Annotated in this window: 25 protein-coding genes; 16 read left to right on the forward strand and 9 right to left on the reverse strand. The window is 68.1% G+C overall.

Going from position 1 to position 26,286, the window contains the following annotated elements:
• Together DYE23_RS25895 and DYE23_RS25900 are read right to left on the reverse strand one after the other, a co-directional pair.
• The gene (locus DYE23_RS25895) at positions 1-1,035 is read right to left on the reverse strand and encodes an aspartate-semialdehyde dehydrogenase (RefSeq protein WP_115328515.1); all 1,035 of its coding nucleotides are present in this window, start codon (positions 1,033-1,035) and stop codon (positions 1-3) included.
• Complete coding sequence (locus DYE23_RS25900) at positions 1,032-2,297, reverse strand: aspartate kinase (protein ID WP_115328516.1); 1,266 nt, start codon at positions 2,295-2,297, stop codon at positions 1,032-1,034. The genes DYE23_RS25895 and DYE23_RS25900 overlap by 4 nt, the downstream gene beginning before the upstream one ends.
• 95 nt (positions 2,298-2,392) lie before the next feature.
• On the opposite strand from DYE23_RS25900, the gene DYE23_RS25905 reads away from it, so the two are divergent.
• On the forward strand, positions 2,393-3,007 hold the full coding sequence (locus DYE23_RS25905; protein WP_115328517.1) for a nitroreductase family protein: 615 nt from the start codon (positions 2,393-2,395) through the stop codon (positions 3,005-3,007).
• Here the strand turns inward: DYE23_RS25905 and DYE23_RS25910 are convergent.
• Positions 3,004-3,987 (reverse strand): bile salt hydrolase, encoded by a 984-nt coding sequence (locus DYE23_RS25910; RefSeq protein ID WP_115329110.1) that lies wholly within the window; start codon positions 3,985-3,987, stop codon positions 3,004-3,006. The genes DYE23_RS25905 and DYE23_RS25910 overlap by 4 nt on opposite strands.
• A 149-nt stretch (positions 3,988-4,136) precedes the next feature.
• Here DYE23_RS25910 and DYE23_RS25915 point away from each other — a divergent pair, with 149 nt between their 5' ends.
• From DYE23_RS25915 to leuA, 9 genes are all read left to right on the forward strand, one after another.
• A complete protein-coding gene (locus DYE23_RS25915; RefSeq protein WP_013472977.1) occupies positions 4,137-5,390 on the forward strand; it encodes an ammonium transporter in 1,254 nt (417 codons plus the stop codon).
• A gap of 110 nt (positions 5,391-5,500) precedes the next feature.
• A complete protein-coding gene (glnT, locus tag DYE23_RS25920) occupies positions 5,501-6,808 on the forward strand; it encodes a type III glutamate--ammonia ligase (RefSeq protein WP_115328518.1) in 1,308 nt (435 codons plus the stop codon).
• A gap of 33 nt (positions 6,809-6,841) precedes the next feature.
• Positions 6,842-7,750 (forward strand): class II glutamine amidotransferase domain-containing protein, encoded by a 909-nt coding sequence (locus DYE23_RS25925; protein WP_013472978.1) that lies wholly within the window; start codon positions 6,842-6,844, stop codon positions 7,748-7,750.
• Positions 7,738-8,421, forward strand: a complete 684-nt coding sequence (locus tag DYE23_RS25930) for a GltB/FmdC/FwdC-like GXGXG domain-containing protein (RefSeq protein ID WP_115328519.1) — start codon at positions 7,738-7,740, stop codon at positions 8,419-8,421. The genes DYE23_RS25925 and DYE23_RS25930 overlap by 13 nt, the downstream gene beginning before the upstream one ends.
• 8 nt (positions 8,422-8,429) lie before the next feature.
• On the forward strand, positions 8,430-9,764 hold the full coding sequence (locus tag DYE23_RS25935; RefSeq protein ID WP_115328520.1) for an FMN-binding glutamate synthase family protein: 1,335 nt from the start codon (positions 8,430-8,432) through the stop codon (positions 9,762-9,764).
• Positions 9,761-10,966, forward strand: a complete 1,206-nt coding sequence (locus tag DYE23_RS25940; protein WP_115328521.1) for an NAD(P)/FAD-dependent oxidoreductase — start codon at positions 9,761-9,763, stop codon at positions 10,964-10,966. The genes DYE23_RS25935 and DYE23_RS25940 overlap by 4 nt, the downstream gene beginning before the upstream one ends.
• A gap of 10 nt (positions 10,967-10,976) precedes the next feature.
• Entirely contained in the window at positions 10,977-11,645 is a 669-nt protein-coding gene (locus tag DYE23_RS25945; RefSeq protein WP_115328522.1) for a helix-turn-helix domain-containing protein, read from the forward strand.
• A gap of 19 nt (positions 11,646-11,664) precedes the next feature.
• Positions 11,665-12,810, forward strand: coding sequence for a hypothetical protein (locus DYE23_RS25950; RefSeq protein ID WP_115328523.1), 1,146 nt, complete (start codon positions 11,665-11,667; stop codon positions 12,808-12,810).
• Between the two features lie 165 nt (positions 12,811-12,975).
• Positions 12,976-14,796: a 2-isopropylmalate synthase gene (gene leuA, locus DYE23_RS25955; protein WP_011892191.1), complete on the forward strand. Its 1,821-nt coding sequence runs from the start codon at positions 12,976-12,978 to the stop codon at positions 14,794-14,796.
• Here leuA and DYE23_RS25960 read toward each other — a convergent pair.
• Entirely contained in the window at positions 14,793-15,794 is a 1,002-nt protein-coding gene (locus tag DYE23_RS25960) for a DEDDh family exonuclease (protein ID WP_115328524.1), read from the reverse strand. The two genes, leuA and DYE23_RS25960, sit on opposite strands and share 4 nt — an antisense overlap.
• 78 nt (positions 15,795-15,872) lie before the next feature.
• Here DYE23_RS25960 and DYE23_RS25965 point away from each other — a divergent pair, with 78 nt between their 5' ends.
• Both DYE23_RS25965 and DYE23_RS25970 read left to right on the forward strand, forming a co-directional pair.
• Positions 15,873-17,093 carry a Mur ligase family protein gene (locus DYE23_RS25965; RefSeq protein WP_115328525.1) on the forward strand — a complete coding sequence of 407 codons (1,221 nt, stop codon included), beginning with the start codon at positions 15,873-15,875 and terminating at the stop codon, positions 17,091-17,093.
• Positions 17,090-17,806: a type 1 glutamine amidotransferase gene (locus DYE23_RS25970; protein WP_115328526.1), complete on the forward strand. Its 717-nt coding sequence runs from the start codon at positions 17,090-17,092 to the stop codon at positions 17,804-17,806. The genes DYE23_RS25965 and DYE23_RS25970 overlap by 4 nt, the downstream gene beginning before the upstream one ends.
• A gap of 1 nt (position 17,807) precedes the next feature.
• On the opposite strand, the gene DYE23_RS25975 is transcribed toward DYE23_RS25970, so the two are convergent.
• The 3 genes from DYE23_RS25975 to DYE23_RS25985 all read right to left on the reverse strand — a co-directional run bounded on the left by DYE23_RS25975 (position 17,808) and on the right by DYE23_RS25985 (position 19,768).
• Positions 17,808-18,683: a type IV toxin-antitoxin system AbiEi family antitoxin gene (locus DYE23_RS25975; protein ID WP_172527948.1), complete on the reverse strand. Its 876-nt coding sequence runs from the start codon at positions 18,681-18,683 to the stop codon at positions 17,808-17,810.
• Positions 18,684-18,799: 116 nt separating this feature from the next.
• Positions 18,800-19,411, reverse strand: a complete 612-nt coding sequence (gene recR / locus DYE23_RS25980; RefSeq protein ID WP_011892186.1) for a recombination mediator RecR — start codon at positions 19,409-19,411, stop codon at positions 18,800-18,802.
• 15 nt (positions 19,412-19,426) lie between these two features.
• A complete protein-coding gene (locus tag DYE23_RS25985) occupies positions 19,427-19,768 on the reverse strand; it encodes a YbaB/EbfC family nucleoid-associated protein (RefSeq protein WP_115328528.1) in 342 nt (113 codons plus the stop codon).
• 118 nt (positions 19,769-19,886) lie between these two features.
• On the opposite strand from DYE23_RS25985, the gene DYE23_RS25990 reads away from it, so the two are divergent.
• Positions 19,887-20,624 (forward strand): Rv3717 family N-acetylmuramoyl-L-alanine amidase, encoded by a 738-nt coding sequence (locus DYE23_RS25990; protein ID WP_115328529.1) that lies wholly within the window; start codon positions 19,887-19,889, stop codon positions 20,622-20,624.
• A gap of 15 nt (positions 20,625-20,639) precedes the next feature.
• Here DYE23_RS25990 and DYE23_RS25995 read toward each other — a convergent pair whose 3' ends face one another.
• Positions 20,640-21,086, reverse strand: coding sequence for an SRPBCC family protein (locus DYE23_RS25995; protein WP_115328530.1), 447 nt, complete (start codon positions 21,084-21,086; stop codon positions 20,640-20,642).
• A 103-nt stretch (positions 21,087-21,189) separates the two neighbouring features.
• On the opposite strand from DYE23_RS25995, the gene DYE23_RS26000 reads away from it, so the two are divergent.
• Genes DYE23_RS26000 through DYE23_RS26010 form a run of 3 tightly spaced genes read left to right on the forward strand, consistent with a single transcriptional unit; the run spans position 21,190 to position 24,303 of the window.
• Positions 21,190-22,581, forward strand: coding sequence for an FAD-binding oxidoreductase (locus DYE23_RS26000; protein ID WP_115328531.1), 1,392 nt, complete (start codon positions 21,190-21,192; stop codon positions 22,579-22,581).
• The gene (locus DYE23_RS26005) at positions 22,578-23,900 is read left to right on the forward strand and encodes a class I SAM-dependent methyltransferase (protein WP_115328532.1); all 1,323 of its coding nucleotides are present in this window, start codon (positions 22,578-22,580) and stop codon (positions 23,898-23,900) included. The genes DYE23_RS26000 and DYE23_RS26005 overlap by 4 nt, the downstream gene beginning before the upstream one ends.
• A 16-nt stretch (positions 23,901-23,916) precedes the next feature.
• The gene (locus DYE23_RS26010; protein ID WP_115328533.1) at positions 23,917-24,303 is read left to right on the forward strand and encodes a phage holin family protein; all 387 of its coding nucleotides are present in this window, start codon (positions 23,917-23,919) and stop codon (positions 24,301-24,303) included.
• Positions 24,304-24,315: 12 nt separating this feature from the next.
• Here the strand turns inward: DYE23_RS26010 and DYE23_RS26015 are convergent, their stop codons facing one another.
• Positions 24,316-26,268, reverse strand: a complete 1,953-nt coding sequence (locus tag DYE23_RS26015; protein WP_115328534.1) for a DNA polymerase III subunits gamma/tau — start codon at positions 26,266-26,268, stop codon at positions 24,316-24,318.
• Positions 26,269-26,286: the final 18 nt, after the last annotated feature.

Below are 26,286 nucleotides of genomic sequence, written 5' to 3' on the forward strand. Positions count from 1 at the left end.
TCAGACCTGAGCGGCGAGTAGTTCGGCGATCTGAATCGTGTTGAGCGCCGCGCCCTTTCGCAGGTTGTCCCCCGAGACGAACAGCGCGAGTCCGCGGCCGTCGGGCACGCCGGGGTCCTGACGGATCCGGCCGACCAGCGAGTCGTCGGCGCCCGCGGCCGCCAGCGGCGTCGGCACGTCGACCAGCGTCACACCGGGTGCGCCACCCAGGATCTCGGCGGCCCGCGCCACCGAGATCGGCTCGGAGAACTCGGCGTTGATCGACAGCGAGTGCCCGGTGAACACCGGGACGCGCACACAGGTGCCCGACACCAGCAGGTCAGGGATGCCCAGGATCTTGCGGCTCTCGTTGCGCAGCTTCTGATCCTCGTCGGTCTCCCCGGAGCCGTCGTCGACGAGCGAACCGGCCAGCGGTACGACGTTGAACGCGATCGGCGCGACGTACTTGTTCGGTGCCGGAAAGTCGAGCGCCGACCCGTCGTGCACGAGCTTCTCGGCGCCGTCGATCACCGCACGCGCCTGCGACGCAAGCTCTTCCACGCCGGCCAGCCCGCTGCCCGACACCGCCTGGTAGCTCGAGACGATCAGCCTGGTCAGTCCGGCTTCGTCGTGCAGCGGCTTGAGCACCGGCATCGCGGCCATGGTGGTGCAGTTCGGGTTGGCGATGATGCCCTTGGGTCTATTGCCAGCGTCGCGCTCGAAGTTCACCTCCGAGACGATCAGCGGGACGTCGGGGTCCTTGCGCCAAGCCGACGAGTTGTCGACGACGACGGCGCCCGCGGCGGCGAACCGCGGCGCCTGCACCCGCGACATCGTCGCACCGGCGGAGAACAGGGCGATGTCGAGCCCGGACGGATCGGCGGTCTCGGCGTCTTCGACCTCGATCTCCTCGCCGCGGAACTCCAGCTTCTTACCCGCCGAGCGCGCGGAGGCGAAGAAGCGGACCTCGGTGGCGGGAAAGTCGCGTTCGGCCAACAGGTTCCGCATCACCTGGCCGACCTGGCCGGTGGCTCCGACCACTCCGATACGGGTCATCGTCCGGTCCCCGCGTACACGACCGCTTCCTCGTCGCCGCCGAGCCCGAAGGCCTCGTGCAGCGCGGCGACGGCGCGATCGAGCTCGGTGTCCTTGATGAGCACCGAGATCCGGATCTCCGAGGTGGAGATCAGATCGATGTTGATCCCCGCGTTGGCCAGCGCCTCGCAGAACGTCGCCGTCACACCGGGGTGCGAGCGCATCCCGGCGCCGATCAACGACACCTTGCCGATGTGATCGTCGTAAAGCACTCGGGTGAAACCGATCTCGTTCTGCAGCGAGGTCAGCTTCTCGACCGCGCCGGGACCGCTCTCGCGTGAGCAGGTGAACGTGATGTCGGTCTTGCCGTCCTCGACCTTCGAGATGTTCTGCAACACCATGTCGATGTTCACGTCGACGTCGGCGCACGCACGGAACACCTGGGCGGCATAGCCCGGAACGTCGGGGAGCCCGACGACGGTCACCTTGGCCTCGCCGCGGTCGTGCGCGACTCCGGTCAGAATGGCGTCTTCCATCGGGATGTCCTCCATCGATCCTGTGACGAGCGTGCCCGGCCTGTCGGTGTACGACGACCGGACATGGATGGGCAGGTTGTAGCGGCGGGCGTACTCGACGCAGCGCAGCATCAGCACCTTCGCGCCGGCCGCCGCCATCTCCAGCATCTCCTCGAAGGAGACGGTGTCGAGTTTGCGGGCGTTGGGGACGATGCGGGGGTCCGCGGTGAAGACGCCGTCGACGTCGGTGTAGATCTCGCAGACGTCGGCGTTCAGCGCGGCGGCCACCGCGACGGCGGTGGTGTCGGAACCGCCGCGGCCCAGCGTCGTGACGTCCTTGGTGTCCTGGCTGACGCCCTGGAAGCCGGCGACCAGCACGATCTGGCCTTCGTCGAGTGCCGAGCGCAGCCGCGTCGGCGTGACGTCGATGATCTTCGCGTTGCCGTGCGTGCCGGTGGTGACGACGCCGGCTTGCGACCCGGTGAACGAGCGCGCCTGCGCGCCGAGGGACTCGATGGCCATCGCGACCAGTGCGTTCGAGATCCGCTCACCGGCGGTCAGCAGCATGTCGAGCTCGCGCACCGGCGGCGCCGGGGAGACCTGTTTGGCCAGGTCGAGCAGCTCGTCGGTGGTGTCACCCATCGCCGAGACGACCACGACGACGTCGTTTCCCGCCTTCTTGGTCTCGACGATCCGCTCGGCCACCCGGCGAATCCGCTCGGCGTCCGACACCGAGGATCCGCCGTACTTCTGTACGACGAGCGCCACTGGAGAACCTTTCGCGATTCGGGGGGAGATCCCATAAAGGATAAGGGCTGCGCGCATCTGATTTTCCCCGCCGTCGCGTCGGTAACCTGCATCACATGCCGACCGTGTCTGATGGCGCCTCCGCAAGCTCCGGCACTGCCCCGAACGATCGCCTGGCGGCGACCCTGGTCCCGCTCCATCCCCCGATCGCCCGGCGGTGGAGTCCGCGGGCCTTCGATCCGGCCGCCGAGCTGCCCCGCGACGACCTGATCGCCGTCCTGGAGGCCGCGCGGTGGGCGCCGACGTGGGGTGGCCGTCAGCCGGTGCGCTTCGTCGTCGGCGTGCGCGGCGACGACACCTTCGCCGCGATCGCCGGGCTGCTGCGCCGCGGCAACAGGTACGCCACGGCGGCCAACGCGCTGATCCTGCTGTGCGCCGACGAAGGTGAAGACGACCGGACCAGGCTGTACTCGGTGGTCGACACCGGCGCGGCGATGACCAACCTTCTCATCGAGGCGGTGGCGCGCGACCTGATCGCCCACCCGATGGCCGGATTCGACGTGGCCGGCGCCGCCGAGGCGTTCGCCCTGCCCGCCGGCCTACACCCGCTGGTGGTGGTCGCGGTCGGCCGCCTCGGCGACTACTCGCAGGTCACCCCCGAGATCGCCGAGCGCGACAGCCGTCCGCGGGAGCGTGTGCCGCTGACTGACGTGGTCCTCAACGAGGTCTAGGCGAGGCCCAGGAACGCGAACGGTTCGGCGGGTTCGAAGTGTCCGCTCGCGTCGCCGGCGTAGACCGTCTTCTCTCCCTCGCCGAGCTGCAGACGCCGGGCCGACGCACCCGCGCTGAGGTCGAGGTTCTTCAGCTCGACCCAGAACGTGTTGGGCGAGAGCGCCGACTCGAAGAAGTACCGCAGCGATTTGTGGTCGATGACCGTGCGCCAGCGGGTCGAGGAGATGTTCGGCTCGTCGGCGGTGGCGATTCCGTACGGGACCGACGCGTTGCGCACGACGCTGAACACCGTCGCGGCCGCGAGCAGCGGATCGTCGGTCTTGGGCACGGCGTCGATGTAGAACGACGCGCGCACGAACCGGTCAGCCGCCCGGTTGGTGCCGGGCAGCATCACCGTGCCGCCGATCTCCTTCCAGTACTCGGTGATCGCGAGCTGCTTGTCGAAGGTCGGCGAGTTCGTCATCACCTGGTACTGACGGCCGTGGTGGATCACCTGCTCGCCGTCGATGTACTCCACGATGGCGCTGTCACCCGTCGCGTCCGACAGGGCGAGGTGCACCGTCGCCATCCGCTCCTGGCCCGGAACCTCGGCGGTGACGACGCGCAGCGGGGTCGCCGTCAGCGCGGCGACGGCCTCGGCGACGGTCGCGAAGTTGTCGAGCATGTACTGCGCCCACAGCGAGATCGCCAGGGCCGGCCGGTCCCCGGTGTTGGCGGGGTACTGGGATTCGGCGAGCCACAGCAGGTTGGCCGCCAGCCCGGCCTCGTTGAGGCCGTCGGTGGTCGAGATGTCGTAGCCGGTGGCGACGACGCTGCCGTACTTGGCCGTCCATTCCACCGAGTCGGGGCCGGCCTGCCCGGTGCGCGCCACCCCTCGGGGCAACGCCCACAGGTTGGTGCCGATCTCGACCTTCCAATCCATGGATCGGCCGGTGACGACCCGGTCCTCGTCGCCCAGGTAAACCACGCGTGTGCACATGGCGATCACCGTAGCGCCCGAGTTCACAGCGTCCTTACAGAAGCTCGTTACCCACCGGCAACGTCGCGTGACCGCCGACGTAACAGATGCGGCACTAACTGTCCGGTGAACGGCTCCGCATCGGAGCCGCACATGCAGGAGAACGATCCATGGATACAGGTACCACCGCATTCATACTGTGTTGCATCATCGGACTCACCCTGATGATCCCCGGCCTGGCGCTGTTCTACGGCGGCATGGTGTCGGTCAAGAGCTCGACCAACATGATGATGATGACGTTCGGGGCGGTCGCCATCGTGGGCGTGCTGTGGGTGCTGTTCGGCTTCTCGATGGTGTTCGGCACGTCCTACGGCGGGTTCGTCGGCAGCTTCACCGAATTCGCCGGAATGACAGACCTATTGGAGTCGCAGACGACCATTGCCGGGCTTCCGGTGAGTCTGTTCGCGCTCTTCCAGGCATTGTTCGCGGGCATCACCGTCGCGCTGATCTCGGGTGCGGTCGCCGACCGGATGAAGTTCGGGGCGTGGATGCTGTTCGCAGGTCTGTGGGCTGTCCTGGTCTACTTCCCGGTCGCGCACTGGGTGTTCGCGTTCGACGGTGTCGTCACCGAGAACTCGGTCGGCGGCTGGATCGCCAACCAGCTCGCGGCCATCGACTTCGCCGGTGGTACCGCGGTGCACATCAACGCCGGTGCGGCGGCACTCGCCGTGGCGATCGTGCTGGGCAAGTCGGCCATGTTCGGTCAGCTGCGCAAGCCGCACAATGTGCCGCTCACGCTGCTCGGCGCGGGCATGCTGTGGGCCGGCTGGTATGCGTTCAACGGCGGATCTGCGCTCGCGGCAGGCAATTCCGCCGCGATCGTCATGGTGACGACGTTCGTGGCCACCTGCGCGGCGACGCTGGCCTGGCTGACCGTCGAGAAGATCAAGGACGGCCATGTCACCGGTGTCGGCGCGGCGTCCGGCGCGATCACCGGGTTGGTCGCCATCACCCCGGCCTGCGGTGCGGTCACCCCGGTCGGTGCGATCTTCGTCGGCGCCATCGCGGGCGCGGTCTGCGTGTATGCCGTCGGGCTGAAATCGAAGTTCGGGTACGACGATTCGCTCGACGTCGTCGGCGTGCACCTCGTCGGCGGTCTCGTCGGCACGCTGTTGATCGGCTTCTTCGCCAGCGAGAGCATGCCCAACGCCACCAACGGCCTGCTCTACGGCGGCGGGATCGAACAGTTGTGGAAGCAGGCGGTCGCGGCGTTCGCGGTGATGGCGTACTCGTTCGCCGTCGCCTTCGTCATCGCGTTCGCGCTCAAGAAGACGATGGGCATCCGCATCTCCCCGGAGGACGAGGAGATGGGCATCGACGCCAAGTTCCACCGGGACTCGGCCTACGACATGCAGACGGCCTAGCACCACCCCGGCGACCGGTACGGGCCTGCGGGACCGTGCCGGTCGCTCGCCGTGCGAAGCGTTTCCTTCAGTGATACTTTGGTTCATAACAAGAGACAAAGGTGACCCACATGCCGCACGATCTCGCCGCACTGGCGGAACAATCCGGGACCCGGTTCATCCTCGCGCTGTTCGTCGACCTCCGCGGGAAGCCCTGCGCCAAACTGGTTCCCGTCGAGGCGGTCGATCAGCTCGCGACCGAGGGCGTCGGCTTCGCCGGCTACGCGGTCGGCGCGATGGGCCAGGAACCCAAGGACCCCGACCTGATGGCGATCCCGGATCCGGAGTCGTTCACCCCGATCCCGTTCATCAAAGAGGGACTCGCGATCGTGCACTGCGACCCGCACGTCAACGGGAAGCCCTGGCCGTACGCCCCGCGGGTCATCCTGAAGTCTCTGATCCAGCGGTGCGCCGACGCCGGATTCGAACCGTGGGTCGGCGCCGAGGTCGAGTATTTCCTGTTGCGCCGCAACGACGACGGCTCGGTGTCGGTGGCCGACGCCGCGGACACCGCGTCCCAGCCGTGTTACGACGCGCGCGGCGTCACCCGGATGTACGACCACCTCACGTCCGTGTCCGCGGCGATGAACCAACTCGGGTGGTCGAACTACGCCAACGACCACGAGGACGGCAACGGCCAGTTCGAACAGAATTTCAAATTCGCCGAAGCGCTGACCACCGCCGACCGGGTCATCACGCTGCGCTACCTGTTGTCGATGATCGCCGACGAGCGCGGGATGATCGCCACGTTCATGCCGAAGCCCTTCGGCGACAAGACCGGTAACGGATTGCACTTCCATCTGTCACTGACCAGCGCCGGAACGCCCGTCTTCCCCGCCGAGGACGACAACCGCGGGCTCGGGTTGTCCGACACCGCCTACGGATTCATCGGCGGCATCCTCGAGCACGCGTGCGCGCTGCAGGCGGTGGTCGGTCCGACGGTCAACTCCTACAAGCGAACCGGCGCGGTGGCGACCTCGTCGGGTGCGTCCTGGGCTCCGCGGCTGCCCACCTACGGCGGCAACGACCGCACCCACTACATCCGGGTTCCCGACGGCGACCGCATCGAGATGCGCGGCGGTGACGGGTCGGCCAATCCGTACCTGGCGATCGCCGCCGCGCTGGGTGCGGGTCTCGACGGCATCAAGCGCAGCACCGATCCCGGTGCCGTCGGGCAGGGCGTCAGCACGCAACCGCTCCCGGCCACGCTTCTGCACGCGGTCGAGGCGTTCGAGACCAACCCCGTGGTCACCGGTGTCCTCGACGCCGCCGGTGAGGGCGTCGCGTCCTACTTCGCCGCCATCAAACGCGACGAGTTCTTCGCCTACCACAGCTCGGTGAGCCCGTGGGAGATCGACTACTACCTCACGGCCTTCTGAGCCGAACCACGTTCTACACGAAGGGAATCAGCCATGTGCGGGATCGTCGGGCTGCATCTGCGGACACCCGATCTGTACCCCCGGCTCGGTGAGCTGCTGACAGGGATGCTCTGCGAGATGGGGGACCGCGGCAGCGATTCGGCGGGCGTCGCGGTCTACGGTGACCCGGACTGGTCGCCGCCGGGGCGCGGCTGCGTCTCCGTCGCCGATCTGGGCACCGGCGTGGCCGAGGACGCCACACAGGTGGCCGCCGCGGTCGGCACCGAACTCGGGGGCGACGTCGACGGCGTCGCCGTCGGCGCCAGCTACGTCCTGTCGGCCGAGGTGGACTCCGAAGCACTGCTGTCGGCCGTGCGCGCTGCCTATCCGCAGGCGATCATCGCCGGGTTCGGTTCCGACATCGCGGTTCTCAAGGGCGTCGGCCATCCCCGCGCGCTCACCGACGGATGGGGTCTGGCCGGGGCCCGGGGCTGGCAGGGTGTCGGGCACACCCGCATGGCCACCGAGTCCGCCGTGACACCCGCGGGCTGCCACCCGTATGCGGTCGGTCCGGAGCAGTGCATGGTGCACAACGGGTCGTTCGCCAACCACGCGACGATCCGCCGCACCCTGCGCGCCGACGGCGTGCTCTTCGACAGCGAGAACGACACCGAGGTCGGCGCGCGGTTCATCGCGAAACTGCTCGCCGAGGGCCGCGATGTGGAGAGTGCACTCAAGGAACTGTGTGCCGTGTTCGATGGCTTCTACACGCTGCTGGTGTCCAACCGCGACTCCTTCGCCGTGGTGCGCGACGCGATCGCCTGCAAGCCTGCGGTGATCGCCGAGACCGGCGACTGGGTCGCAATGGCGAGTGAATACCGCGCTCTGGCAGCACTTCCCGGCGTCGATCAGGCCCGTATCTGGGAACCGGAACCCGAGGTGGTGTACGCATGGCAGCGTTGAGGTACAACCTGCGCGAAATCCCCCTGCGCGAGGTCAACTCCGCACTGCACGCACCGGATCTCGACGGCGAGTTCGTCATCGAGAACCCCGCGGGTGCACACAATGTCGCCGTCGGACTGAACGCGCCGGTCACCGTGACGATCGCCGGCCACGTCGGGTACTACGCCGCCGGCATGAACCAGCAGGCCGAGGTCGTCATCGACGGCAACGCCGGAACCGGCGTCGCCGAGAACATGATGAGCGGGTCGGTGTGGGTCAAGGGCAATGCCTCGCAGTCGGCGGGCGCCACCGCACACGGCGGACTGCTGGTCGTCGAGGGCGATGCCGCGGCGCGCTGCGGTATCTCGATGAAAGGGGTCGACATCGTCGTCGGCGGCAACGTCGGCCACATGAGCGCGTTCATGGCCCAGGCCGGACGGCTGGTGATCCGCGGGGACGCCGGCGAGGCGCTGGGCGACTCGATCTACGAGGCCCGGCTGTACGTGCGGGGCGAAGTCGCGTCACTCGGCGCCGACTGCATCGCCAAGCCGATGCGCGACGAGCACCACCAGGAACTCGAATATCTGCTCAAGACAGCGGGATTCGATGACGACGACACGAAGTCCTACACCCGGTACGGATCTGCGCGTTCGTTGTACCACTTCCACGTCGACAATGCCTCTTCGTACTAGGACCTGAGATGACCTACACCGACGACGACCGCGCGCGCCTGGGCCTGCGTGAGTCGGCGACCTTCGACCGGACCACCATCGCGGCCATCCAACGCGCCGCCGACACCGGCATCTACGACATCCGCGGCTGGGGCGCCAAGCGTCCGCTGCCCCATTTCGACGATCTGCTGTTCCTGGGAGCCTCGATGTCGCGGTACCCACTGGAGGGCTACCGCGAACGGTGCGCCACCGACGTCGTCCTGGGTGACCGGCACGCCAAACATCCTCTGCACCTGGAGATCCCGGTCACCATCGCCGGGATGAGCTTCGGCGCGCTGTCCGGGCCGGCGAAGGAGGCGCTCGGCCGCGGCGCCAGCGAAGTCGGCACGTCGACCACCACCGGCGACGGTGGCATGACCCCGGAGGAGCGCGGGCAGAGCAAGTACCTGGTCTACCAGTATCTGCCGTCGCGGTACGGCATGAACCCCGACGATCTGCGCAAAGCCGATGCGATCGAGGTCGTCCTCGGCCAGGGCGCCAAGCCCGGCGGCGGCGGAATGCTGTTGGGCCAGAAGATCTCCGAGCGGGTGGCCGGGATGCGCACCCTGCCCGAGGGCATCGACCAGCGTTCGGCCTGCCGTCACCCGGACTGGACCGGACCCGACGACCTGACCATCAAGATCAACGAACTCAGAGAGATCACCGACTGGGAGAAGCCGATCTACGTCAAGGTCGGCGCCACCCGCACCTACTACGACGTGAAGCTCGCCGTGCACGCCGGCGCCGACGTCGTGGTGGTCGACGGTATGCAGGGCGGCACCGCCGCCACCCAGGAGGTGTTCATCGAACACGTCGGGATCCCGACGCTCGCGGCAATCCCGCAGGCTGTGCAGGCCTTGCAGGAACTGGGGGTTCACAGACAGGTTCAATTGATCGTGTCGGGCGGCATCCGCAACGGCGCGGACGTCGCGAAGGCACTGGCGCTGGGCGCCGACGCTGTCGCGATCGGCACCGCCGCGCTGATCGCGCTCGGCGACAACCACCCGCGCTATGCCTCCGAGTACGAGAAGCTCGGCAGCGCAGCGGGTTTCTACGACGACTACCAGGACGGGCGGGACCCCGCCGGGATCAGCACCCAGGATCCCGAACTCGCCGCCCGGTTCGACCCGATCGCCGGCGGGCACCGGTTGGCCAATTACCTGCGGGTGCTGACGATGGAAGCCCAGACCATCGCCCGCGCCTGTGGCAAGTCCCACGTCTGCCACCTCGAGCCCGACGATTTGGTCGCGGTCAGCATCGAGGCGGCCGCGATGGCGCGTGTCCCGCTGGCCGGCACGGACTGGATCCCGGGACAGCGGACATGACCGAGACCGCGGACGTCGTCATCGTCGGCGGCGGCCTCGAAGGCGCGGCGGCAGCGTGGGCATTGAGCCGACGCGGTGTCACCGATGTCGTGGTGTGCGAACGCAGTACCGTCGGATCGGGGATGACCGGTAAGTCCAGCGGGATCGTCCGCTGCCACTACGGTGTCAGCTCGCTGGCCGCGATGGCCGCCGACGGCCTCGAAGTCTTCGAACAAGCACAGGACATCTTCGGCACGGACATCGGCTTCCGGCAGACCGGCTACGTCGTCGGTGTCGGCGAGCAGAATGTCGACGCACTGCGTAAAAGCCTTGCCGCGCAACGCTCTGTCGGCGTGGAGACCGAGGAGATCGACGAGTCCGAGGTCGCGCGGCTGTGGCCGTTTGCCGATCTGACACCGTTCGCCGCCTTCGGCTGGGAGGCGCGCGGCGGGTACGGCGACGCGTACCAGACCGCGCAGGCGTTCTCGACGTCGGCGCGTGCTGCGGGCGTGCGGGTCCGGCAGGGCACCGCCGTCGCCGGGCTGCTGGTCGACGCAGACCGTGTCACCGGGGTCCGCCTCGCCGACGGTACCGAGATCTCGGCGGGCACGACCGTCGTCGCCACCGGTGTGTGGACGCGCCCGTTACTTTCGGCCCACGGGATCGACATGCCGATCCGGGTGATCCGCGAGCAGATCGTGATGATCGACCCGGGCATCGACGAAGCGGCCGTGGGCCGACTGCCCGTGTTCTCCGACCTGGTGTCGCTGCAGTACGTGCGGCCCGAGCTGGGCGGGGAGATCCTGTTCGGCAACAGCGACCTGCCCGGCTACGACGCAATTGCCCCTGCCGACCCGGACGCCTACCTCAACCGCGCCACCGACGACTTCGTCGACCTCACCGTCGACAAGGTCGGCACCCGCTTCCCCGGCTTCGACGGCGCGTCGATCACCGGCAGCTACGCGGGCTGTTACGACGTGACCCCGGACTGGAACCCGGTGATCTCCCGCGGGCCACTCGACGGTCTGGTGATCGCCGCGGGGTTCAGCGGCCACGGGTTCAAGATCGCGCCCGCGGTCGGCCAGCTCGTCGCCGATCTCGTCGTCGACGGACACGGCAGCGACCCGCGCATCCCGGCGTCGGACTTCCGGTTCTCCCGCTTCGCGGAGAACGACCCGCTCAAGACTCCCTACCCGTACGTCGGGGCAGGACAGATGCGCTAGACAAGGACCTGTGGCCAACCAGAACGACCGTGACGATCACACCCCGCTGCTGCGCAACACCTCGGGCACCGCGCGGGACCGCGATCCGGGCGCGCCGGTCGAAGAACTCGAGATCGAGTCGGCGATCGGGCGCAACGTGCGGCTCCTGCGCCAGCATCAGGGCCTCACCGTCGCCGAGACGGCCGCCCGCGTCGGCATCTCCAAGGCGATGATGAGCAAGATCGAGAACGCCCAGACCTCCTGCAGCCTGTCGACGCTGGCACTGCTCGCCAAGGGCTTCGACGTACCGGTCACGAGCCTGTTCCGCGGCGCCGACGTGGAACGCCCCGCGGCGTTCGTCAAAGCGGGCACCGGGGCCCGGATCGTGCGCGAGGGCACCAGGGAGGGCCACGAGTACCAGTTGCTGGGTTCGCTGCGCGGCGAGCACAAGCGGCTGGAGTGCCTCGAGGTCACGCTGTCGGAGAAGAGCCAGACCTACCCGCTGTTCCAGCATCCGGGTACCGAGTTCATCTACATGCTCGAGGGCGTGATGGATTACAGCCACAGCCGCTCGGTCTATCGCCTGCAGCCCGGAGATTCGCTGCAGATCGACGGCGAGGGCGCGCACGGACCCGTCGATCTGGTGGAGGTCCCGATCCGGTTTCTGTCGGTTATCGCTTTCCCCGACTCACAGGTTTGACGCAGGTAATAATAAGGTTGTGTCGAGCGTCGACCTGTCCCGCTTCCTTCTGCAGGAGACCACGCTCGGCGCCATCACGTCGTGGCTGCCGTGGGAATCCGAGCTCAGCGACCTGGCCGTCGGCGACCCGGCTTTCGCGGCCGCCAGTGCCGTCGTCCTCGACGGCGACCTCGACGCCGGCGATCTCGATCTCAACCTCGACAACCTGTACCCGCGCGACCACCAGCACCCGTTGCCGTTCCTGCTCCTGGTCCGCGGATCGGTGCGGGCCCGGGCCGTCGTCAACAGTGACTTCGACGGCGGCACCCATCTCGTCGTCCTCGGTGATCTGGACGCCGACTACCTGATCACGTTCGACCAGGAGACCTTCGTCGGCGGTGCGCTGCGGCTGCGCCGCGCCTGGTGGGGTATCGGCGAGGCCGGGAACCTGATGGTGCGCGGCCCCATCTCGGCGCCCGCGCTGATCGCCGACGGCTATCGCGTCGACGACGAACGCATCAGGGCCCGGCACGGCGTCACCAACACCGCGTTCCTGTTCCGCGACGGCACCGATTACCTGCCCCGGGCCCACGCCTGCTGTGTGATCGCCGACAAGTACGTCTGCGACGACGACTCCTTCGACGACGAGCAGACCCCGAACGGCGTCGTGGACTGGGTGGAGCCTTTCGACGTCCTCGACGCGGTGACCGGCGGGCAGGACCCGTTCGCCGAACCGATCTGCGATCCGACCGAAGACCTGTTCGTCCCCGAGCCCGATCTGTTCGGCTGCTCGGAGGCCGAATTGCGCGACAGGTTCAGCGCCGAGGTGTCAGCCGAGTCGGTGGTCGCGGTGATGGCGCACCCGCTGGTGATGGGCCGCTGCGAGACCTACGACCACGATCTGATCGACGAGGACCGCAGGTACAGCGTGCGCAGGGCGACCGGCGAGACCCCCGCACGGCTGACGATCGTGCGCGTCATCAGCGACCCCCATCTGATGTACCGCTTCCACCATTTCGAGGCGCGCCGATCACCTTGCGGCACAACGAGTGTCGAACTGCTCACGCAGAAGTCCGCCGGCGCCCGGTGCGAACCCGAGCCGGTGCCCGAGCACCACGTCGACCACTACATCGACGCGCTGAGCTGCTTCCGGCGGCTGCGCGAGTTCCTCGCCGAGTCGGTCTGAGCCGGTAGCCGTTTTGGCATCGAGCCCTCGCGGAGTACAGTGACTCGCGTGCAGCGTGTGCTCCTTCTCGGACGCCGCGACGGGGTCTGATCCAGACCGGCTTCCCGTCGCGGGTGTTCGCGATGCGCCGGTCTGACTTCCCCCAAGACCTTTCCGGAGCACCCCATGACTGAGAACTACAATCCCTCGGCCGATGCCTTCAGCTCGGTACGCACGATCGTCACCCCGGCCGGCAAGCCGAATCCCGGCCAGCCGTCCTGGAACACCCAGCGTGCGTCCTCGATGCCGGTCAACCGCTACCGATCATTCGACGACGAGGTGGAGCCCATCCGGCTGCCGGACCGCACCTGGCCCGAGAAGGCCATCACCACCGCGCCGATGTGGGCCGCGGTGGACCTGCGCGACGGCAACCAGGCGCTGATCGACCCGATGAGCCCGCAGCGCAAGCGCCGCATGTTCGACCTGCTGGTCCGGATGGGCTACAAGGAGATCGAGGTCGGGTTCCCGTCGGCGAGCCAGACCGACTTCGACTTCGTCCGCGAGATCATCGAGCAGGGCGCCATCCCCGACGACGTGACGATCCAGGTGCTGACCCAGTGCCGTCCCGAGTTGATCGAGCGCACCTTCCTGGCCTGCCAAGGAGCACCTCGCGCCATAGTCCACTTCTACAACTCGACGTCGATCCTGCAGCGCCGGGTGGTGTTCCGCGCCGACCGCGACGCCGTCAAGCAGATCGCCACCGACGGTGCGCGGATGTGCGTCGAGGAGGCGAAGAAGTACCCCGGAACGCAGTGGCGCTACGAGTACTCCCCCGAGTCCTACACCGGCACCGAGCTGGAGTACGCGGTCGAGGTGTGCAACGCCGTCGCCGAGGTCGTGCAGCCCACGCCCGAGTGGCCGCTGATCGTGAACCTGCCGGCCACCGTCGAGATGGCCACGCCGAACGTCTACGCCGACTCGATCGAGTGGATGCACCGGCATTTGACGCCGCGCGACTCCATCATCTTGAGCCTGCACCCGCACAACGACCGCGGAACCGCCGTCGCCGCAGCCGAATTGGGATATGCGGCCGGTGCGGACCGCATCGAGGGCTGCCTGTTCGGCAATGGTGAGCGCACCGGCAACGTGTGCCTGGTGACGTTGGGTCTGAACCTGTTCTCCCGCGGGGTCGATCCGCAGATCGACTTCTCCAACATCGACGAGATCCGGCGCACCGTCGAGTACTGCAACCAGCTGGCGGTACCCGAGCGGCACCCGTACGGCGGCGATCTGGTCTACACCGCGTTCTCGGGCAGCCACCAGGATGCGATCAACAAGGGCCTGGACGCGATGAAGTTCGACGCCGACGCGGCGGACAAGGATGTCGACGATCTGTTGTGGCAGGTCCCCTATCTGCCCATCGACCCGAAGGACGTGGGCCGCACCTACGAGGCCGTGATCCGGGTCAACTCACAGTCCGGCAAGGGCGGCGTCGCCTACATCATGAAGGCCGACCACGGTTTGGCCCTGCCGCGCCGGCTGCAGATCGAGTTCTCGCAGGTGATCCAGCAGATCACCGACGGCGAGGGCGGCGAGGTGTCGCCGAAGGAGATGTGGGACGCGTTCTACGAGGAGTACCTGGCTCCGGTCACCCCGCTGGAGCGGATCCGCCAGAAGGTCGACGCCGCCGAGGTCGACGGCGGCACCGACACCATCACCGCCGTCGTGAAGATCGACGGCGAAGAGCGAGAGATCGTCGGCGCCGGCAACGGCCCGCTCGCGGCATTCGTCGACGCGGTCGGCGCGGTCGGATTCAACGTCAACGTGCTGGACTACTCCGAGCACGCGATGTCCGCGGGCGAGGAAGCCCAGGCGGCGGCGTACGTCGAGGCGGAGATCGACGGCCGGACCGTGTGGGGTGTCGGCATCGCGACGTCGATCACCACGGCGTCATTGCGTGCGGTGGTCTCCGCGGTGAACCGGGCGGCACGGCTGACCGCCGCCTAAAAGAGCGCGAACTGATCCCCGGCCGGGGACGGTTCGGCGAACTCCTCGACGGCCGAGCCGCCGATCACCGCGTCCAGGCGCTGCAGGAACTCGTCGCTCGGCAGCATCGGTACGCCGAACTCGCCGGCCTGATAGCCCTTGCCCTGTTCGGGTGCGGCTGCGTCGCACACCACGAGCGAGGTGAACGCGTCGACCGACTCGGTGTAGGCGAGGCCGGCATGCACGATGCGTTCGATGAGCTCGTCGTAGGTGTGGCCGACCTCGGCGGCCAGCGCGACCCGCATGCCCTGGACCAGCGGCCTGCCGGACACGAACCGGCCGGGGTTGGCGTAAGGGCACGCCATCCTGGCGGCCAGAGCCTTCAGCGGCCGGAACTCGTCGTGGGTCACCCGGCCGTTCGGCCAGGTGCGTCGTCCCACCGGATGCACGGGCAGCCACTTACGGCGTTCCTGAGCGCGTACCAGCACGGGTTTGAGGATCTGAGCCAGCACCATCGCGTCGTCGAGCGCGTCGTGCGGCTTCATCTGCGTGACGCCCCAGTGCGCGGCCAGGGACTCCAGACGCAGGTTCTCCAGCCCCAGGTCGAGGCGGCGCGCCAGCTCGACCGTGCACATGACCGTATCGATCGGCAGCTCGGCGCCGACCAGTTCGGCTTCGGCGGACAGGAACGAGTAGTCGAAGCCGACGTTGTGTGCCACCAGAGTGCGGCCGCGCAGGACCTCGCACAGGTCGCCGACGACGTCACCGAACGTCGGCTGGCCCTCCAGCATCTCGGCGGTCAGACCGTGCACGTGGGTGGGGCCGGGATCCACGCCGGGATCGAGCAGGCTGTACAGGCTCTTCTCGACGTTGCCGTCGTCGGACAGCGCCAGCGCAGCGACGCTGACGATGCGCGCCTGGCCGGGCCGGAAACCCGAGGTCTCGACATCGACCACCGCCCAACCCGCGCCGTCCTCGTGGGCGGGCCTGCCCCAGCGACGTCCGGCGGTTGAGCTCATGATCCGAGGATGGCACGGGGCCCTGACATGCCTCACTCCATCACCCCGCGTGTCGGCCGCTCTTCTAAACTGCCGGGAATGGTCACTGGACGTGGACGGCTCGCACTCGCCGCAGGAGCCGGCGCACGCTGGGCGTCGCGCGTCACCGGCAGAGGCGCCGGCGCCATGATCGGCGGCCTGGTCGCGATGACGCTGGACAAGTCGATCCTCGGCCAGCTCGGTCACGGACGCCGAAGCGTCGTGATCACCGGCACGAACGGCAAGTCGACGACGACGCGGATGACCGCTGCCGCGCTGGCGACACTGGGACCGGTGGCCACGAACTCCGAGGGCGCCAACATGGACGCCGGGTTGGTCGCCGCGCTGGCCGCCGCCCCCGGGGCCACGCTCGCCGCGCTCGAGGTCGACGAGATGCACGTCCCGCATGTCAGCGATGCCGTCGACCCGTCGGTGGTGGTCCTGCTGAACCTGTCCCGCGACCAGCTCGACCGTGTCGGCGAGATCAACCACATCGAGCGCACCCTGCGGGCCGGGCTGGCGCGGCATCCGTCGGCGGTGGTCGTCGCCAACTGTGACGACGTGCTGATGACGTCGGCGGCCTACGACCACCCGAACGTGGTGTGGGTCGCGGCGGGCGGCGGCTGGGCCAGCGACTCGGTCAGCTGCCCGCGCTCCGGGGAGACGATCGTGCGCGACGGGACTCACTGGTACTCGACGGGCTGCGAGTTCAAGCGCCCGACGCCCGCCTGGTGGTTCGACGACACTCACCTCCACGGCCCCGACGGCCTGACGTTGCCGATGACGCTGAACCTTCCGGGCACCGTGAACCGCGGCAACGCGACACAGGCGGTGGCCGCGGCCGTGACGCTGGGCGCCGATCCGGCCGCCGCGGTGACGGCGGTGTCGGCGGTGGACGAGGTCGCGGGGCGGTACCGCACCGTGCGGATCGGGTCGCACACCGCGCGTCTGCTCCTGGCGAAGAACCCGGCGGGCTGGCAGGAGGCGCTGTCGATGGTCGATCGTGACGCCGCCGGTGTGGTGATCGCGGTCAACGGGCAGGTGCCCGACGGCGAGGACCTGTCGTGGCTGTGGGACGTGCGCTTCGAACACTTCGAGAAGGCGCAGGTGGTCGCTGCCGGTGAGCGGGGCACCGACCTGGCGGTGCGCCTGGGCTATGCCGGCGTCGAGCACACGCTGGTGCACGACACCGTCGCGGCGATCGCGTCGTGCCCACCGGGACACGTCGAGGTGCTGGCCAACTACACCGCGTTCCTGCAGCTGAACAGGCGTATCCCATGAGCGAGTCGACGGTGCGGATCGGGCTCGTCCTGCCCGACGTGATGGGTACCTACGGAGACGGCGGTAACTCGCTGGTGCTTCGGCAGCGGTTGCGCCTGCGCGGCATCGACGCCGAGATCGTCGAGATCACGTTGGACGATCCGGTGCCCGCGGAGTTGGACGTCTACGCGCTCGGCGGTGCCGAGGACTACGCGCAGCGGTTGGCGACCAAGCACCTGATCCGTTATCCCGGCCTGCAGCAGGCGATTTCGCGTGGGGCACCCGTGCTGGCGATCTGCGCTGCCATCCAGGTGCTGGGCCACTGGTACGAGACCTCGGCAGGCGAGCGGGTCGACGGTGTCGGCGTGCTGGACGTGACGACGTCACCGCAGCCGCAGCGATCCATCGGCGAAGTGTCGGCGACACCGTTGGTCGACGGGCTCACCGAGCCGCTCACCGGTTTCGAGAACCACCGCGGCGGAACGGTTCTGGGGTCCGACGCGCGGCCGTTGGGCAGGGTCACCAAGGGCGACGGCAACCTGGCCGGCGGTGGTGTCGACGGTGCGGTGCAGGGCAGCGTCGTCGCCACCTATCTGCACGGGTGCTGCCTGGCCCGCAACCCGCAACTCGCCGACCATCTGTTGACGCGGGTGGTGGGACCGCTTGCGCCGCTGGACCTTCCCGAGGTCGACCGGCTCCGCAAGGAACGGTTGGCCGCGCCGCGCCGGGTCTGAGCTACGCGGCGAGCGTCTTACCCGCCACCCATGCTAGCGGACAACCCTTGCGGCGCAGCGCATCTGCAACCCGCCGGATCCACGCTGCCGGCATGTCCTCGGCAATGACCCGGACGACACTCCATCCCCGTTCTTCGAGCATCCGCAGGCGCTTGATGTCCTTGACGTACTGACGGCGGTCCTTGCGGTGGTGATCCCCGTCGTACTCCACCGCCACGCCATACTCTTCCCACCCCATGTCGAGGAATGCGATCGGTCTCGTGCCTGCGAACACGGGGATCTGTGTCTCGGGTTTCGGGAATCCGCTGTCGATGAGCGCCAGCCGTAACGCGCTTTCGCGCGGCGACGCGGCCCCGCCGTCGACAAAGGGCAGGAGCTCGCGCAGCTGGGTCACGCCTCGGGCGCGCGGGTGTCGCTCGGCGAGCGCAAGCACGTCGTCGATCGCGTAGCGCTGATTCCACATCAAGGCGTCGAGCCGGGCCAGGGCCTCGGGGCGCTCGAGATGCCGGCCCAGGTCGAAGGCGGTTCTGACGCGTGTGGTGACGGGAAGGCCCGACCGGCGTGTGACCTCGTCCGGAGCGAGAGACTCGGTACGCAGAATCAGGCCTTCCTGCGATCTCCCCTTCGCTCCGGTCAGCTCGATCGGGATCGTCAGGTCCACCCAAGGCGCACCGTGCAACGCCGCCGCGGTACGGCCCGAGATCACCCCCTTGCGCCCCGTCGCCAACCACGCGCCGATGGCTCGGTCACGCAAGGTGACCTCGATCCCGTTGCGAACGAACACCCCGCGGTAGAGCCGCGTGTAATCGCGAGCGAGTTCATGACGCGTCGCGACGCCGGCTCTGACAGCCTCCCCACCCAGAATCACTCGGTCCATGGCAGTCATGGTGCCGACTGTCACCGACAACTCTCGAAATCCACGTTTTGCAGCAGAAGTGCGAGTAAACCCCTGCAAAAGGTGGATTTCGCGAGAATCCCAAGCGGCCCAACCCGCTACGCCATCGCGCGGCGGCCCGCCAGCGCACGGCCCAGCGTGAGCTCGTCGGCGAACTCCAGGTCTCCGCCCATCGGCAGGCCCGACGCGATCCGCGTCACGGAAAGCCCCGGGATGTCTCGCAGCATCCGCACCAGGTACGTCGCCGTGGCCTCGCCCTCGGTGTTGGGGTCGGTGGCGATGATGACCTCGGCCACGTCGACGCCGTCGACGCGCTCACCGATCCGGTTCAGCAGTTCGCGGATGCGCAGCTGGTCGGGCCCGATCCCGGACAACGGGTCGAGAGCGCCGCCGAGGACGTGGTAGCGCCCACGGAACTCACGCGTGCGCTCGACGGCCTGGACGTCCTTGGGTTCTTCGACCACACAGATCAACGACGCGTCCCGGCGCGCATCCCCGCAGATTCGGCACCGCTCCTCGTCGCTGACGTTGCCGCACACCGAGCAGAACGTGACACCGTCGCGGACGCGGTTGAGCACCGCGGTGAGCCGGTCGATGTCGGGAGGTTCGACCGACAGCAGATGGAACGCGATGCGCTGGGCACTCTTGGGCCCGATGCCCGGCAGCTTGCCGAGCTCGTCGATCAGATCCTGGACAGGTCCCTCAAACATTTAGGTACAAACCGGTCACATCCCCGGCAGTCCCGGCAGTCCCTGGCCGCCGAGCCCTCCGGCCAGCGGCCCCAGCTTGTCGTGGGCCAGGATGGTGACCTGCTTGGCGGCGTCGGCGATCGCGCCGACGATGAGGTCCTGCAGCGTCTCCGGGTCCGCGGGATCGATCACCTTGGGGTCGATGGAGACGCCGACGACCTCGCCGCTGCCCTTCATCGTCACCTGGACGAGCCCACCACCGGCCTGACCGTGCACTTCGGCGTTGGCCAGCGCCTCCTGCGCCTCCATCAGCTGCTGCTGCACCTGCTGCGCCTGGGCGAGGAGGGCTGACATATCGGGTTGTCCACCGGGCTGCATGGCTGATCCTCTGTACGGGTTTGGTTGCGTCACGGTCTCGACTTGGTTGCGCTCACGGGGAAGCGACACTTTGGGGTTTCAGCCTAGTCGGCACGGAGGCTACGGTGGCGCCGTGCCCATGCCAGCCAGACTGCGTGTCGGGGCCGCACTGGCCGCCGGGATGCTCGCCGCGTCGTCGGGTCTCGCCGCCCCCGCCCAGGCGGCGCCCACCAACCTCGCCGGGAAGATCGTGTTCCTCGACCCCGGCCATCAGGGCTCGATGGAGGGATCGAGCCGTCAGGTCCCGACCGGGCGCGGCGGCACCAAGGACTGCCAGGCCGGTGGCACCTCCACCGAGGACGGTCTCGCCGAGCACACCTTCGCGTGGGACACCACGCTGCGGGTCCGCCAGGCCCTCACCGCACTGGGCGTCCGCACCGCGATGTCGCGCGGCGACGACACAGGCCCGGGACCCTGCGTCGACGAACGCGCCGCGATGGCGAATTCGATCCGCCCGAACGCGGTGGTGTCGATCCACGGCGACGGCGGACCGGCCACCGGCCGCGGATTCCACGTGCTGTACTCGTCGCCGCCGCTCAACGCGGCGCAGGCGGGTCCGTCGGTGCAGTTCGCGAAGGTGATGCGGGATCAGCTCGCCGGGTCGGGCATCCCGCCGGCGACCTACATCGGACAGCAGGGCCTCAACCCGCGTTCGGACATCGCCGGTCTCAACCTGGCGCAGTACCCGTCGATCCTCGTCGAACTCGGGAACATGAAGAGCCCCGTCGACTCGGCGCTGATGAAGTCCCCGGAGGGACGCCAGAAATACGCCGACGCGGTCGTACGCGGGATCGTGGCGTTCCTGAGCCAGGCCTAGCCGTCTCGCGAAGTGTCAGGGCTTGCCGCCCTCGACCTCACGCTTGAGGTTCTCCAGCACCTGCGCCTGAATTTTGCGCAGACCCAGCGGGGCGAAGGTCTTCTCGAAAAAGCCGCCGATACCGCCCGCGCCCTGCCACGACGTCTTGACCGTCACCGACGATCCCGGACCGGCCGGGGCGACGGTCCAGTTCGTCACCATCGACGAGTTGGCGTCCTTCTCGATGACGGTGCGGCCGGCGATGTCGACGTTCGCCTTGACCTCACGCGACCGCGACTTCGTCGCCTGCAGCTTCCATTCGGCGACGGTGCCCGCACCCTGGCCGCCTTCGAGCACCCGGTAGCCGCTGTAGTGCTCGGAGAGAATCTTCGGGCGCATGGCCTCGTAGTCCGCGACGGCGTCGAGAACCGTGGCCGGATCCGAGTCGATCAGAACCGTGCTGGACGCGCTGACCTGTCCCATCAGTACTAACTCCTTGTCACGAGCGGGTAAGAGAACTTCTATGTGCCGGTGCGCCCACAGAACTGCGTTCGCATCCGATGTCCCTGAGGACTAGCGTATATGTGTGTCTGTTGCCGTAGCCGACGCACGATCCGCCTACGCCAACGGCGTGCAGCGGTTGGTGGCGAGTTATCGTGCCATTCCCACCGATGCCACCGTTCGGCTCGCCAAGCCCACCTCCAACCTGTTCCGCGCCAGGGCCAAGAACACCATCAAAGGTCTGGACACCTCAGGCCTGACCCACGTGATCGAAGTTGACCCAGATGCCCGGACCGCCGACGTCGCCGGAATGTGCACCTACGAAGACCTCGTCGCAGCGACGTTGCCCTACGGACTTTCCCCGCTGGTGGTCCCCCAGCTCAAGACCATCACCCTCGGCGGCGCCGTCACCGGGCTCGGCATCGAGTCCGCGTCGTTCCGCAACGGCCTGCCGCACGAGTCGGTTCTGGAGATGGACATCCTCACCGGTACCGGCGATATCGTGCGCGCCTCCGCCGACGAGAACCCCGACCTCTTCCGCGCTTTTCCCAATTCCTATGGCACCCTCGGCTACTCGGTTCGACTGAAGATCGAACTGGAACCGGTGAAGCCGTTCGTGACGTTGCGTCACCTGCGGTTCCACTCGCTGCCGAACCTGATCGCGGCGATGGACCGCATCGTCGAGACCGGCGGGTGGAACGGCGATCACGTCGACTACCTCGACGGCGTGGTGTTCAGCGCCGACGAGAGCTACCTGAGTATCGGAATCCAGTCCGCGACACCGGGACCCGTCAGCGACTACACCGGTGACGACATCTTCTACCGGTCCATCCAGCACGACTCCCCGACCGACGGCGGCGAAAAGCACGACCGGCTGACCGTGCACGACTACTTCTGGCGCTGGGACACCGACTGGTTCTGGTGCTCAAGGGCATTCGGCGCCCAGAACCCGAAGATCCGGCGGTGGTGGCCGCGGCGCTACCGGCGGAGCAGCTTCTACTGGAAGCTCATCGGTTACGACCAGCGATTCGGCATCGCCGACCGCATCGAGAAGCGCGCCGGCAGACCTCTGCGTGAACGGGTCGTCCAGGACGTCGAGGTGCCGATCGAACGCACCGTCGAGTTCCTGCAGTGGTTCCTGGACACCATCCCGATCGAGCCGATCTGGTTGTGCCCGTTGCGACTTCGCGATGACAACAGCTGGTCGCTGTACCCGCTCCGGCCCCATCGCACGTATGTGAACGTGGGATTCTGGTCGTCGGTGCCCGTCGGGCCGGAGGAGGGTCACACCAACAAGCTGATCGAACGCCGGATCAGCGAGCTGGAGGGGCACAAGTCGCTGTACTCCGACGCCTTCTATTCGGCCGACGAGTTCGATGCGCTCTACGGCGGGGAGGCCTACCGGACCGTGAAGAAGACCTACGACCCAGACTCTCGTTTCCTCGACCTCTATGCGAAGGCGGTGCGACGGCAATGACGACTTTCCGGGAACATACCGACAACTCGGCGTCCAACCCTGACCGTAAGCTCACGCTGGCAGAGGTGTTGGAGATCTTCGCCGCGGGTCGACGCCCGCTGAAGTTCACCGCCTATGACGGAAGTAGTTGCGGGCCTGAGGATGCGACACTGGGCCTCGATCTGCTGACCCCGCGGGGCACGACCTATTTGGCCACGGCTCCGGGCGACCTCGGCTTGGCGCGGGCCTACATCGCCGGTGATCTGCGCCTCAGCGGGGTGCATCCGGGCGATCCCTACGACCTTCTCACCGCGTTGACGGAACGGCTCGAGTACAAGCGCCCGCCGGCACGGGTGCTGGCCAACGTCCTGCGCTCCATCGGGATAGAGCACCTCAAACCGATTGCGCCGCCGCCGCAGGAGCACCTGCCGCGGTGGCGGCGAATCGCAGAGGGGTTGCGGCACAGCAAGACCCGTGACGCCGAGGCCATCCAGCACCATTACGACGTCTCCAACAAGTTCTACTCATGGGTCCTCGGTCCCTCGATGACCTACACCTGTGCCTGCTATCCACACCCGGACGCCACTCTGGAGGAGGCGCAGGAGAACAAGTACCGGCTGGTGTTCGAGAAACTCCGGCTCAAGCCGGGCGACCGACTGCTCGACGTCGGTTGCGGCTGGGGCGGAATGGTCCGCTACGCCGCCCGGCACGGGGTCAAGGTCCTGGGGGTGACGCTGTCGAAGGAGCAGGCGCAGTGGGCGGCCGACGCGGTCGAACGGGACGGCCTGGGTGAGCTGGCCGAGGTCCGGCACGGCGACTACCGCGACGTCCGTGAGTCCCGCTTCGACGCAGTGTCCTCGATCGGGCTCACCGAGCACATCGGCGTCGCGAATTACCCGTCGTACTTCCGATTCCTGCAGTCGAAACTACGGCCGGGTGGCCTGCTGCTCAATCATTGCATCACCCGCAACAACAACCGCAGTCACGCCACCGCAGGCGGATTCATCGACCGCTATGTCTTTCCCGACGGGGAGCTGACGGGGTCGGGCCGGATCATCACCGATATGCAGGATGTCGGCCTCGAGGTCGTGCACGAGGAGAACCTGCGTCACCACTACGCGATGACGCTGCGCGACTGGAGCCGCAACCTGGTCGCGCACTGGGACGACGCCGTGGATGAAGTCGGTCTGCCGACCGCCAAGGTGTGGGGCCTCTACATCGCCGCGTCGCGAGTCGGCTTCGAGCAGAACGCCATTCAGCTGCACCAGGTGCTGTCGGTCAAGCTCGACGAGCGTGGCTCGGACGGCGGACTGCCGTTACGCCCCTGGTGGAACGCCTAGCCACTATGCTCTGCCCATGATCCGGTTCCTGCTGCGCATCGCGGTCTTTCTGGGCTCATCAGCGATCGGGCTCCTCGTCGCCGGATGGCTGGTGCCCGGGGTGTCGCTTTCGGTGTGGGGCTTTGTCGCGGCAGTGGTGATCTTCACCGTGGCGCAGGCGATCCTTTCCCCGTTCTTCCTCAAGATGGCCAGCCGCTACGCCTCGGCGTTCCTCGGCGGCATCGGTCTGGTGTCGACGTTTGCCGCGCTGCTACTCGCCTCGCTGCTGTCCAACGGTCTGAGCATCCGCGGCATCGGATCTTGGATCGCAGCAACCGTGGTGGTCTGGCTGGTGACCGCCCTGGCGACGCTGGTGCTGCCGATGTTGGTGCTGCGCGAGAAGAAGACCGCGTCGCGCGTCTGACGGCCTGACCCGCTACCCGTCGATGCGACGGGCGCCCAACTCGCTCTGCAGCAGCTCCAGTGCGGCCTCTTCCGGATCTCGGCGCGGCGCAGCAGGATCGACCTTGCCGGCCTCGGCCAGCATGCTCTCCTCGTCGTCGCCGTCGGGTTGCGGCGGCGGTTCGGCCGGCCCGCCGCGGACTGGTTCGGGAGTCGACGGCACGGGAGCGGCGGCAACCCCGGGCTCGCAGACGATCTTCCAGTTCACGCCGAGCGCATCCTTGAGCGCCTCGCGGATCACATCGGCGTTGCGCTGCTCGCACAAGCGCCTCGCCAGCGGAGCCGACTCGTGGGTGAGCAGCAGGGTGTCACCTTCGACGGCCCGCACGATCGCGCCGGCGAGCATCACCTCGGTGGTCCTGCTGCGCTCGCGGACCTTCTCCCGCACCGTGGTCCACATGCTGCGCACCGCGGCGGCGTTGGGTTCACCGGCGGCCACCGCCGCAGCCGGTGTCGCCGGCGGTGCCTCGACTGCGGGCGCCGCGGGGGCACGCATCGGAGGCGGCGGTTCCGGGTCGGGTTCGGGGGTAACAGGTTTAGCTTCGGGCGCGGGCGCGGGCACAGGTACCGGACGCGGTTCGGACTGACGGGGAGGTGCCGGCGGCGGTGCGGGGGCCGGCGGCGGCGTGGCAGGTGGCGGCGGTGGCGCAGCCTCGGCAGGCGGCGATGCAACGGGTGCGGCTTCGCTCCTGCGCACGAACTGCTTGCGCGGCACGGCGGGCGCCGCGGCGACGATCTCGTCGCTGGCGGGGATGGACAGGTCGAGCCGGGTCTCGATGCGCTCCACCCGCTGCAGCAGTGCGGCCTCGGTGTCGCTGGCCGAGGGCAGCAGCAGCCTCGCGCACACGACCTCGAGCAGCAGCCGCGGTGCCGTCGCCCCGCGCATCTCCCCGAGCCCGGCGTGCACCACCTCCGCATAGCGGGTCAGCGTCGCGGTGCCCAGCTGCGACGCCTGCTCGCGCATCCGTTCCAGCACATCCTCGGGCCCGTCGACCACACCACGGGCGACGGCGTCGGGAACCGCCTGCAGGACGATCAGGTCGCGGAAGCGTTCGAGCAGATCGGTGGCGAAGCGGCGCGGGTCGTGCCCGGCGTCGATCACACCCTCGACGGCCCCGAACAGGGCCGCGGAGTCGTTGGCGGCCAACGCGTCGATGGCCTCGTCGATCAGCGCGACGTCGGTGGCGCCCAGCAGGGACAGCGCCCGCTGGTAGGCGACGTGGCTGGTGCCGGACTCATCGGCATGCGCACCGGCGAGCAGCTGGTCGAGGACGCTGAGGGTGTCACGCGGCGAACCTCCGCCGGCACGGATCACCAACGGGTACACCGCGTCATCGACGGCGACGTGCTCGGAGGCGACGATCTTCTCGATCAGCGTGCGCATGGTCTTGGGCGCCAGCAGCCGGAACGGGTAGTGATGGGTCCGCGACCGGATGGTCGGCAGCACCTTCTCCGGCTCCGTCGTGGCGAACACGAAGATCAGGTGCTCCGGTGGTTCCTCGACGATCTTGAGCAGCGCGTTGAAGCCGGCCGTCGTGACCATGTGCGCCTCGTCGACGATGAAGATGCGGTAGCGCGACTGGGCAGGTGCGTAGAACGCGCGGTCCCGCAGCTCTCTGGTGTCGTCGACGCCGCCGTGGCTGGCGGCGTCGAGCTCGGTGACGTCCATGTTGCCGGGCCCGTTGGGAGCGAGCGCCACACACGAGTCACACACCCCGCACGGGGTCGCGGTGGGTCCCTGCTCGCAGTTCAGGGAGCGGGCCAGGATCCGCGCCGAGGACGTCTTGCCGCAGCCGCGCGGACCGGAGAACAGATACGCGTGGTTGATTCGTCCCGAGTTCAGCGCCGTCGACAGCGGCTCGGTGACGTGTTCCTGGCCGACGACTTCTGCAAAGGACGCCGGTCGGTACTTGCGGTAGAGAGCCACGGAAGCAGGCTAACCAGT

It is taken from the genome of Mycolicibacterium gilvum (genome assembly GCF_900454025.1).
GTDB classification, from domain to species: domain Bacteria; phylum Actinomycetota; class Actinomycetes; order Mycobacteriales; family Mycobacteriaceae; genus Mycobacterium; species Mycobacterium gilvum.